We start from the raw sequence: 11076 nt of genomic DNA, 5'->3' as shown, positions 1-11076 counted from the left end.
GTAAACGGAGCATTCCGCCTCTTCTACGGCAATTGAACAGCCGTCACGCTAAAACTCAAGTGGTCAATTTTATACAGACGAGCGCTGGTATCGCGCGTAGCATCGACCCTTGAATGCGCTGCGAGATCGCAGACAAAAGAAACCATTGCGGCGCCGCGAAACCACGATGACGCTATTGAGTGCCTCTAACAGTGGGACGACGTGTCATGACAGGATCACAAGGAATTTCCCGGCGGCAGGTTTTGACCATCGCGGCCGGCGCTGCCGGGGCATCAGTCACAGGCGCGGCAGCGGTTATCGGCACATCGACGCCCGCGCAGGCGGCCAAGGCGTCGCAACAGGCTGTGAAGTATCAGGACACTCCGAAGGGGGAGCAACGCTGCGACAATTGCGTGCACTTTGAAGCCCCATCGGCTTGCAAAATCGTGGATGGAACTGTTGCCGCGCAAGGCTGGTGCATGGTCTATGCGAAGAAGCCGGCGTAGACTCCAAACATCCGGCGGCGATCGGCTCCCTAGCACATTTGCAGCTTTTCGAACTTTGAAAAGGTTCGGATTGTCTGCGGCCTCTCTGAACGGTGTTAGCAAACTGGTCCTCGCTCGGGCTGCGGCGGTGGCTGGTATCCCGCCATTGGAACTTTTGACCAGTGGGAATCGCTGGTCCATGCAAAGTGCTCAAGTCTGAAACGGGTCATTGGCGTCGCTTTGACAGCGCGCCGGCCACTTCCGATCTTCCCCGACTAGCAGACATTCTGAGGATCATTCCGCATGTCTCAAAAGTGCCAACACCCGACGTCGCTATCCATATCGCCCGTTGACTAGTTGTTCAGGTTCACGCTGGATTTTGTTTTCCGCTACCCCTTAGGGCTCGGGTCAATTCTCGGACATCCTTTAACTCTTCGAGACCGTCGACGAGTGAAATGACCCGCTCTGCGCCAGCCTTGCCAACGACCGGAACCGCAAAGTTGATGAATTTGTGTTCGAGCGACGAACGCGATAACGGTCGTTCCGCATCGCCTTCGGGAACTTCAACGGTCTCGCGCAGAGACTGACCGTCTGTGAAGACGATCTCTATGTTTGCGCCACGCCCCCTGGGGAGCTTGGAGATGAGTGACTCTCCGGGCTTCACGGAAGTCTTCTCCACCAACGCCATTACGTCCTTGGCCCGCCAGCGGTCTTTTTCGAATTGCGCTACCATCACATCGCCGTCGAGAAGGGCCATGGCGAGGCAAACGGGAAGACTGTGATCGGCCGTCCCCTTCGTCTGCGGCCGGAATTTTGCAGGATCCGCAACGCGCTCGATTATCCCGGGATAGGTTTCAACCGTGATCGCCCGTATATCAAGTGCCCGACCCTTAATCTTCGCCGAGAGTAATGCGCCAGCCTCTGCCACGGCCTGCAACTCAATTTGAACGGGGAAGCGCTTGAACGCCACCCGGGGCAGCCGATATCCCGCAAGCTCAAGGTCAACGGCAAAACCCTCCTTGGCGGGTTTCATTTTCGACGCCAACCAATCGAGCGTACCGGAAGGGCCGGTAAAGCCCTGTGCGGCGAGCCGTGTTGCGAAAACGCCGTCAGTCGCGGTGGCCGCAAGTCCCATAGCTTTCATCATGCTGATCGCGCCACTATTGACGACAAAGCTTGTGAAGCCACGGGCACCCGATATTCCAACCGCGTTTGCTATGGCTTCCTTGGGAAGCCCCCAGACCTTACCTGCAATCAGAGGGATCCCGTAGGAGGCCGCGCACAAGGGATGGAAACCGCGTTCAATGAATGAGATGGCGTCATTAACGCGCATGCTGGCCTCATAGCCGGCGACTACCGCCTCGATGAGATCGCGGCCTGTCCGTCCATTCTCCTCGCAAAGCGCAATCGCCGTCGGCAGCATCTCGCTCGGATGAAATGGTTCGGTGCCGATATAGGTGTCGTTCAAGTCGAGGGAACGGACGAGGACGCCATTGACGAACAGTGCACCTTCTATGGTAGCGGGTCGCGGATAGCCGATCACTGTGGCCGTATTGCCATCTCCGAACGTCTTACGAATGGTTGTCTCGGCTATATTTGCAGGCTCGGATCCTACCGATCCAAATGCGCATCCGAGTGTATCGAGAAGGACGCGCTTGACCGATGTGATAACGTCGGCGGGCAGAACCTCATATTTCATGGCTAATGCAAAATCGGCAAATCTTTGCTCAAGGGTCGCTTTCTGGCCATCGCTGTTGCCAGCAGCGAGCGCTGAACCGACGAAATGATAACGGTCGGACCGGAAGTTTCCGAGAAGGAGGGTAACGGAAACGGCGGTTGCCGTTCGCGCCAAAAAATCACGACGTTCCATGAATGTCTCCATTATGAAATCGCAGCAATAGCGATCGGATTAAAGCATGCCGCGCCGTTATCGGGCTAGGGCGCTGTCCGAGATGGGTCAAAAAGGAAGTCTTGGTCCAATAAGCGCATGTCCCGTCTGAGCCAAGAATCGGACATCAAGCGTGTACGTACACTCCACGCCCTAGCCGCGCATCAGCGACATCACCCAATGCCTGCCGAACAAGAGCAGGACCGCTCCCGAATAGACCAGCGCACCGACCACGATCAGCAACAAAAACGCGGCTTCGTCATGCAGCATACTCAAGCCTGACATGTAGGAGGCCGAGAGCCGTGCCGCCAGCCACAGCGCCGTGCCCAGTACGACGCCTGCGGCAACGAATTTCGCCAGCGATCGCATCAACGCCGCGTCCAATCGCAGATAGCCGGCGCGCGCCGCAAACGCGATCACCAACGACAAGTTGATCCAGGCTCCAACCGCGGTGGCAAGGGCGAGACCCACCTGGGCGAGCGACCCGACCAGCGCGACCTTCAGCGCGACGTTGACGGAAACGCCAATCAACGCCGCCTTGACCGGCGTCGCCGTATCGCGACGCGCGTAGAAGGTCGCAACCGCGCTTCGTATCAGGACGAACGGAATAAGCCCGACCGCGTAGGCGGCAAGCGTTGCGCCCGCGGCCGCCGCATCGCCCCTGGTGAAGGCGCCGCGGGCAAACATCGCCCGCATGATCTGATCCGGCACCACCAGAAAGGCGGTCACGAACGGGACTGACAACAGCAAGGTGAAATCGAAGGCGCGGCGTTGCGCGACCTGCGCGCCTTCGTGATCCTCCGACGTCAGCCGCAGCGACATTTCCGGCAGCAAAACCGTGCCGATGGCGATCCCTATCACACCGATCGGCAACTGGTTGAGCCGGTCGGCATAATACAGCGCGGACAGCGCGCCGGCAGGCAGAAAGGTCGCAATGATGGTGTCGGCAAACAGCGCCACCTGCGTACCCATCGAACCGATCGTGGCAGGCCCAAGCGCACGGAAGAATGAGCGAACGTCTTCATCGAGCTTGATCGGCGCAAAGCGCGGCAGACCGCCATGCGTGGCGAGATCACCCGCCAGCAGGAAATATTGCAGGAAACCGGAGATCAGGACGCCCCAGGCCGCCGCATGTCCCGGCGTCGGGAAGAACACCGCGACCGCCAGCGTTGCCATCATCGAGATGTTCAGCAGGATGGATGCCGCCGCCGCGCTCGCAAACCGATGCATCACGTTGAGGATGCCGCCATAGAGCGTCACCAGCGTGATCAGAAGCAGATAGGGAAAGGTGATCCGTGTCAGTTCGATCGCGAGCCGCCGCTGCTCGGCATCGTCGGTAAAACCAGGCGCGAGCAGGCTCATCGCCTGCGGCATGAACAGCCAGGCAGCCGCCAGCAAAACGAGTTGCGAGACGAACAGGAGCGTGAAGATGCGGTCGGCGAACAGGCTTGCCGATTTCTCGCCGCGTTCGCCGCTGACATGCGCATAGGCCGGCACGAAGGCCGCATTAAAGGCGCCCTCGGCGAAGATCGCCCGGAAATGATTGGGAAGGCGCAGCGCCACGAAAAAGGCGTCCGCCGCGGGCCCGGCGCCCAGGATCGCCGCCAGCATGATGTCGCGCGCAAAACCGGTCAGCCGCGAAAGGAGCGTGTAGCCGCCGACGGTGAAGATACGACCGAGCATGCGCCGCTTCTAAAGCATGACGCGATTACTTTGAAGCGAAGAAGGAGGTTATTCCCCTCTCCTCGCTTGCGGAATCAACGCCCAAATCACGCGTTAAAGAAGTCCCGGACCGCCTCGATGATCCGGTCCTGGCTCGCCTCGCCCAGATAGGCGTGCATCGGCAGGCTGATCACATCCGACGACAGGCGCTCGGAGACCGGAAGCCCGCCGTCGGCGACGGGGTAAGCCTGGTAGGCGGTCTGCTGGTGCATTGACTTCGGATAGTAGATCGCGGTCGGAACGCCCTGCGCTTTCAGCGCGGCCGCAAACGCATCGCGGTCGGTGCCCACAGGCAGGCGGATGGTGTATTGCGCCCAGACCGAGGTATGGCCGCTGGCCAGACGCGGAATAGTGACGACATTGCCGAGGCCTTGAGCATAGCGCTCGGCGACCTTGTTGCGCGCGGCGATTTCGTCGTCGAAGATCTTCAGTTTCTCGAGCAGCACCGCCGCCTGGATCGTATCGAGACGCCCGGTCAGGCCGAGACGGACATTATCGTATTTGTCCGAACCCTGGCCGTGAACGCGGACGCTGCGCAGCAGTTCGGCAAACTTCGCGTCGTCGGTAAAGATCGCGCCGCCGTCGCCGTAGCATCCGAGCGGCTTGGCCGGGAAGAAACTGGTCGCGGTGATTAGGCCCATGCCGCCGAGCCGGCGGCCCTTGTAGGTCGCGCCGAACGCCTGCGCCGCGTCGTCCAGAACGAACATCCCTTCGGGAACGGCCGCGGCAAAGACTTCATCGTGGTCGGCGCTCTGGCCGAACAGATCGACCGGAATGACCCCGCGCGGCTTCAACCCCAATCGCTTGGCGGTGGCGATGCCGCGCTTGAGCGAGGCGGCGTTGATATTAAAGGTCGCTTCATCGACGTCGACGAATACCGGTGTCGCGCCGGTTAGAGCGACGGCCTCGCCGGTCGCGCAGAACGTGAAGGACGGGCACAGCACGGCATCGCCTCGGCCGACGCCCTTGGCCATCAGCACCATGATCAGCGCATCGGTGCCGCTGGCGCAGCTCACGACATGCTTGGCGCCACAATAGGCGGCAAGCGCAGCCTCGAGCGCGGCCACTTCCGGACCATTGATGAACTGGCAGTGGGCGAGCACGCGAGCAACCGCCTCGTCCACGGCAGGGCCGATGCGGCGACGCTGAGCGGCGATGTCGATGAAGGGAATGTTTTCGGGGCGCAGATGCTGGTTCATGGAGCCTTGCGAAGGTTGGGCGAGAAGCATCGAGCGAAGACAGCTTAACCGACGACGCGGCGCGGTCCCTTGCGGGGCGGCGAGCTTGCCGCGGGGCGCGGAGGATTTTCAAGGCAGCGAATCGCAATCTCCAGGCTGGCAACGCCTTCGTCACCGGTCACCGCCGGCAGGCCGCCGCTTCGCACGGCGCGCAGGAACGCGATCAGCTCGGCGCGCAGCGGCTCGTCATGACCGACCGGCAGATGGCGCATCGAATAGCTGCCGTCGGGCTTGAAGCCGAAGCACTCCGTCACCTGGCGGGTCAGCAGATCGCCCATCACGTACTTGCCGCGGGTCGCGACGGTGACGTTGCGGGCCTTGAACGGCGTCAGCCAGTTGGTGTTGATATGGGCGAGCACGCCGGAGGCCGTTCGAAATTGCAGGAGCGCGATGTCCTCGCGTTCGGCGACGGCGCTGGAGAGCTGCGGCTGCACCTCGACGATGTCGGATTCGGTGAACCAGCGGATCAGGTCGATGTCGTGGACGGCGAGATCGATCACCACACCGACGTTCGACATGCGCGGCGGGAACGGTCCGACGCGGGTGATGCCGATCGAAAGAATGTCTTCACCAGCGATCGCCTGCTTGATGGCCGCGACCGCCGGATTGAAGCGCTCGACATGCCCGACCATCAAGGTGACGCCGGCGCGGCGGGCGGCGGCCACCATCTCCTGCCCCTCTTCGACGGAGGACGCGATCGGCTTCTCGACCAGGATGTGGATGTTGCGTGCGATGCAGGCGAGCGTGATCTCGTGATGCAGATGCGTGGGCGCCGCGATCGTCACGGCATCGACGCCTTCGGCGAGCAACTCGTCGAGGCTCGTAAACGCACGGCAGCCAACGAGGTCGGTGGCGCGCGTGCGATGCTCGGGCAGCGGGTCGACGATGCCAACGAGGGTAGCGTCCGGCAAACCTGCGAGCACCCGGGCATGATTGGAGCCCATGATACCTGCACCGATCACGCCAACACGAAGCGCAGCTTGCGCATCGGCCCTCTCGCCCGAGGCGACCACCTTTGAAACCATGTATTTTCGACCCCTGATACCCTGAACCCGATCCGGCCCCGAAGGACCGTTGGCGCAGGCCGACTGGAGCACGCCCCCGATGGGTGATTCCCGAACCATTCCAGCGCCGGTGGTTCTCTAGCACGTCACTGCAATTGTGGCGAATGGCGGCCGGAGATGCCCAAACACGTTTTGATTCAAAGAATTACATCTCTGTTTCAAAGCATTGCCGCGCCCGAAACCGTTCCGGCGTCACGAACGCCGGTAATCGTCCTCGATCCGGATGATGTCGTCCTCGCCGAGATAGCTGCCGGTCTGAACCTCGATCAGCTCCAGCAATATCTTGCCGGGATTCTCCAGCCGGTGCACCGCGCCGATCGGAATGTAGATCGATTCGTTCTCGTGCACGGTCTTGACCGCTTCGTTCACCGTCACGCGGGCCGCACCGCGCACCACGATCCAGTGTTCCGAACGGTGATGATGTTTCTGCAATGAAAGCCGTCCGCCCGGCTTGACGACGATGCGCTTGACCTGATGACGCTCGCCCATGTCGACCGACTGATACGAACCCCAGGGACGATGCACCTTGAGGTGTTCTTCCGTCACCTGCGGGGCAACCGTCTTTAGTTTCGTGACCAGGCGCTTCAGTCCGTTGGCGTCTTTCTGACGCGAGACGAGCACGGCATCTTGCGTGGCCACGACAACCAGATCGTCAACGCCCTCGAGCGCTACCAGCGCCTTGTCGGTCATCACGTTGCAGTTGCGGGAATCCTCGAACACGGCCATGCCTTGGGCGGCATTGCCCTGACCGTTTTTCGCCGATAGTTCCCAGACCGCGTGCCAGGATCCGACATCGGACCAACCGCAGGCGACCGGCACCACCGCCGCATGCCCCGTCTTTTCCATCACGGCATAATCGATAGAGATCGCTTTTGCCGATCCAAATGCAGCCTCGTCCAGCGTGAAGAAGCCGAGGTCACGGCCGGCCTTGGCCACCGCGTCGGAGACCGCCTGCACGCTTGCCGCATCGACGCTGCGATACTCGTCCAGCAGGACGGACGCGCGGAACATGAAGTTGCCGCTGTTCCAGAGATAGCCGGCCTTGACGTATTCGGTGGCCTTGGCCGCATCCGGCTTCTCGACGAACTGCTTGACGCTGCGAACCTTGCCCGACACGACTTCGCCGGGATTGATGTAGCCGTATTCCGTCGCGGCGCGTTCTGGCGCAACGCCGAAAGTCACGATCCGACCCTTGCCGGCGGCGACCAGTCCCTCGCGACAGGCTTCGACAAATGCCGCGTTGTCGCGGACGACGTGATCGGCGGCGAGCGCCAGCACGATCGCATCGCTGGCGCGCGTTTCTGCAAACGCCGCGCCTGCGGCAATCGCAGGGCCTGAATCCCGGCGCATCGGCTCAAGCAGAATGTCGGCCTCCGACTCGATCTCGGCGAGCTGCTCCGAGACCATGAAGCGGTAGGCGTTGTTGGTGATGACGATCGGACGCTCGAACAGCGTGGGGTCCGATACCCGCAGAATCGTTTCCTGAAATGTCGAACGTGTTCCGAACAAGGGCAGGAATTGTTTCGGGCGCACCTCGCGCGAGGCCGGCCAAAGCCGCGTGCCGGCGCCGCCGCACATGATCAAGGGAATAATTTTTTCGCCCATCGGCGCCTCATTCTCTGGCGGCATAGATGCGTTGGGATGGCACGGCCCGCGCGCTTCGGGAAGTGCCCAAGCCGTCCTCGAACTTTGACTGTCAATTCTTAGCGTTAACCCGTGATCAGACCCCTGCCCGACCCGCCTCTTTAGCCGCCCCTTCGCCGGGGCTGCAATAGCTAAAGCAGGGCCGGCCAGTGCCTCCATGGCGGCTATTGCCAGATCGGCGCTAAAACCATACCAAGGCGCGGAAGTCTGGCGCGCGACGCCTAATAAAGTGATCTGTGGCGCAGCCTTATTGCTGTCCCAAAACCTTGCAAATGCGGGCGAAATGCGCCGGATCCTGCTTTCTGCGATCAAGATTCTGGTCTCGGCCGCGCTGCTTTATCTCGCGCTCCGCAAGGCCAACTTCTCCGATCTCGCCTCCCGCATCGATCTGGCCAGCGCCGCCTGGCTCGCGTTGGCCGTGGCCATCAGCTTTTTTCAGATTTTCATCGGCGTACTGCGCTGGCGCATCGTCAGCGCCGAATGCGGCGCGCCGCTGCCGATCCGCCAGGCCATGCGCTACAACGTGATCGGCGCCTTCTTCAACCAAACGCTGCCCTCCTCGATCGGCGGCGATGCCGTGCGGCTTTGGCTGGTGGCGCGCTCCGGCGCTGGGTGGCGCGCCGCGACCTATTCCATTTTCGTCGATCGCGCCGTCGGATTGATCGCGCTCGCCATCATCATCGTCGCCAGCCTGCCCTGGAGCTATCGCCTGATCGGCGACGCTTACGGCCGCTCCGCGCTCGCGCTCGTCGATCTCGCGGCGCTCGCCAGCGGGGCGGGCTTTCTCATCCTCGGCGTGCTGCCCTGGCCGTGGCTGAAACATTGGTGGGGAACGCATCACATTCACGCCTGCGCCGTGATCGCCAACCGCGTCATTTTCAGCAAGAAAAATGCGGCGGCGATGGCGGCGCTCTCGCTGCTGGTTCATTTCCTCGCCGTGGTGATCGCCTGGTGCGTCGTGCAGTCGATCGCCGCACCCGTAACCTTCGGCCAGACGTTCCTGCTGATCCCGCCGGTCATGCTGATCACGATGCTTCCGATCTCGATCGCGGGCTGGGGTGTCCGCGAAGCCACGATGGGGCTGGCCTTCGGCTATGCCGGGCTGATCACGACCGAGGGCATCAACGTCTCGCTGCTTTATGGCGCGGTGTCGTTCTTTGTGGGAGCCATCGGCGGACTGGTCTGGATCTTCTCCGCCGAGAAGGCGGCCAAAGATAAAGGTACAGAGCCGATCGGGGCGCCGGAATGACCGCCTGCTCGGGGCCGACAGTTGCATCGGCGTGGTGGCTTGTGGCCCTGTCAGCAGGCGCAGCCGCGATCGCCTCGGCCGGTCTGATCAAGATAATCCACCCCTATCTTTTGAAGCACGCGCTTGCAAAGCCGAATGCGCGCTCTTCCCACCGAACGCCAACGCCACAGGGCGCCGGCATCGCCGTGATTGCCGCGACCCTGGCGGCCGCAGGCGTCGCGCTTGCCGGCGGTATCGAAGCCGGTTCGAGTTTCCCAGCCGTGCTTTTCGGCGCGACCGTGTTCATCGCGGCGGTCGGCTTTGCCGACGACATCAAGCCTATCCCGGTATTGCCCCGCCTGTTGCTGCAGGCCGTCGCGGTCGGCGCGATCGTGCTGACAAGCCCGTGCGATCTTCGGCTCATACCGTTCATCCCGGCCTGGATCGAACACGGTTTGCTGGTGCTTGCAGGTCTATGGTTCGTCAATCTCGTCAATTTCATGGATGGCCTCGACTGGATGACGGTCGTCGAGGTGGTGCCGATCACGGCCGCTCTGGCGATGCTCGGACTATTGGGTGAATTTCCGGCATCCGCGACCCTTGTCGCCGCCGCACTTTGCGGCGCGATGATCGGCTTTGCGCCTTTCAACCGTCCGGTCGCGTCGATTTTTCTCGGCGATGTCGGCAGCCTGCCGATCGGCCTGTTGCTCGGCTGGTGCCTGTTGCAACTGGCGTTGCAGCAACACGCCGTGGCCGCGTTGCTGTTGCCGCTCTATTATCTGGCCGACGCCACCGTGACATTGCTGCGCAGGATGATGCGCCGCGAGCCGTTCTGGGTCGCGCACCGCTCCCATTTCTACCAGCGCGCCACCGACAACGGCTTTGCGGTCCGGCAAGTTGTGAACGAGGTGTTCGTGCTCAATCTCGCTCTCGCCGTGCTTGCGGTGATTTCGATTTTAGCGCCATCGCCGTCAGCGGATGCCGTGCTTATCGCTCTCGGCGGCGCCGCGGTGGCGTTTGTGATGTTCCGTTTTTCACGACGGCGCGGCGCGCAGTCGACGGGTGCACCAATTTAGGCCGCGTTCGATCCGAATTCCGGCACCGCGTCCTTCAGGATCGCCTTGATCGTGGCGGGATCGTCGTTCTCGATCGCCTGCCGGAGCGCACCCATCCAGTTCTTCAACGCCTGCATCGGCGGCTCGTTGGGCTTGGCCGCCATGATGCCGGCAAGGCCGATATCGACAGGCGGCTCTTCGCTGGCGAACAGGATTTCGTTGAGCCGCTCCCCCGGGCGCATTCCGGTGAAGACGATCTCGATATCCTCGCCGGGCTGCAAGCCCGACAGGCGGATCATGCGCTCGGCCAGGTCGACGATCTTCACGGGCTGGCCCATATTGAGCACGTAGACCGACACGCTCGGCCGCAGCGCGCCGAGCGCGTGGGTTGCCGCCGTGATCACGAGATCGCAGGCTTCGCGGATCGTCATGAAGTAACGCACCATCTCGGGATGGGTCACCGTGACAGGTCCGCCCGCTTCGATCTGCGCCTTGAATTTCGGCACCACCGAGCCGTTGGAGGCCAGCACGTTGCCGAACCGCACCGAGATCAGCCGCATGCGTTTGCGGCCCCCTTGCGCGAGATCATGGTCCAGCGCCTGGCAATACATTTCGGCAAAGCGCTTGGTCAGGCCGAGCATCGAGACCGGCTCGATCGCCTTGTCCGTCGAGATCATCACCATCGCTTCGGCGCCGGCCGCAAACGCGGCATCCGCAACGTTGACCGAACCGAAGATATTGGTCTTGACCCCCTCGCTCCAGTCGCGCTCGAG

At 62.1% G+C, this 11076-nt stretch carries 9 protein-coding genes; 3 read left to right on the top strand and 6 right to left on the bottom strand.

Annotated elements, in window-relative coordinates:
• Positions 1–206: 206 nt before the first annotated feature.
• Entirely contained in the window at positions 207–485 is a 279-nt protein-coding gene (locus WB528_RS23205; protein ID WP_423891074.1) for a high-potential iron-sulfur protein, read from the top strand.
• Between the two features lie 346 nt (positions 486–831).
• Here WB528_RS23205 and WB528_RS23200 read toward each other — a convergent pair whose 3' ends face one another.
• From WB528_RS23200 to WB528_RS23180, 5 genes are all read right to left on the bottom strand, one after another.
• A complete protein-coding gene (locus WB528_RS23200; RefSeq protein ID WP_423891071.1) occupies positions 832–2334 on the bottom strand; it encodes an MmgE/PrpD family protein in 1503 nt (500 codons plus the stop codon).
• A gap of 171 nt (positions 2335–2505) precedes the next feature.
• Positions 2506–4035 carry a murein biosynthesis integral membrane protein MurJ gene (gene murJ / locus WB528_RS23195; protein WP_423891070.1) on the bottom strand — a complete coding sequence of 510 codons (1530 nt, stop codon included), beginning with the start codon at positions 4033–4035 and terminating at the stop codon, positions 2506–2508.
• A gap of 86 nt (positions 4036–4121) precedes the next feature.
• A complete protein-coding gene (locus tag WB528_RS23190; RefSeq protein WP_423891068.1) occupies positions 4122–5273 on the bottom strand; it encodes a DegT/DnrJ/EryC1/StrS family aminotransferase in 1152 nt (383 codons plus the stop codon).
• Positions 5274–5317: 44 nt separating this feature from the next.
• Positions 5318–6337: a Gfo/Idh/MocA family oxidoreductase gene (locus WB528_RS23185; protein WP_423891066.1), complete on the bottom strand. Its 1020-nt coding sequence runs from the start codon at positions 6335–6337 to the stop codon at positions 5318–5320.
• Between the two features lie 231 nt (positions 6338–6568).
• A complete protein-coding gene (locus WB528_RS23180; protein WP_423891064.1) occupies positions 6569–7981 on the bottom strand; it encodes a mannose-1-phosphate guanylyltransferase/mannose-6-phosphate isomerase in 1413 nt (470 codons plus the stop codon).
• 322 nt (positions 7982–8303) lie between these two features.
• Between WB528_RS23180 and WB528_RS23175 the strand changes: the two genes are divergently transcribed.
• Both WB528_RS23175 and WB528_RS23170 read left to right on the top strand, forming a co-directional pair.
• Positions 8304–9269 carry a lysylphosphatidylglycerol synthase transmembrane domain-containing protein gene (locus tag WB528_RS23175; protein ID WP_423891062.1) on the top strand — a complete coding sequence of 322 codons (966 nt, stop codon included), beginning with the start codon at positions 8304–8306 and terminating at the stop codon, positions 9267–9269.
• The gene (locus tag WB528_RS23170; RefSeq protein WP_423891060.1) at positions 9266–10324 is read left to right on the top strand and encodes an MraY family glycosyltransferase; all 1059 of its coding nucleotides are present in this window, start codon (positions 9266–9268) and stop codon (positions 10322–10324) included. Before WB528_RS23175 ends, WB528_RS23170 begins: the two co-directional genes overlap by 4 nt.
• Here WB528_RS23170 and WB528_RS23165 read toward each other — a convergent pair.
• Positions 10321–11076: polysaccharide biosynthesis protein (locus WB528_RS23165; protein ID WP_423891058.1), on the bottom strand; the 756-nt coding region annotated here is incomplete at its 5' end. The two genes, WB528_RS23170 and WB528_RS23165, sit on opposite strands and share 4 nt — an antisense overlap.

It is taken from the genome of Bradyrhizobium sp. (assembly GCF_049586575.1).
Taxonomy (GTDB): Bacteria; Pseudomonadota; Alphaproteobacteria; order Rhizobiales; family Xanthobacteraceae; genus Bradyrhizobium.
The sequence above is the reverse complement of the archived record's forward strand: the minus strand, read 5'-3'. Positions and strand labels throughout refer to the sequence as shown.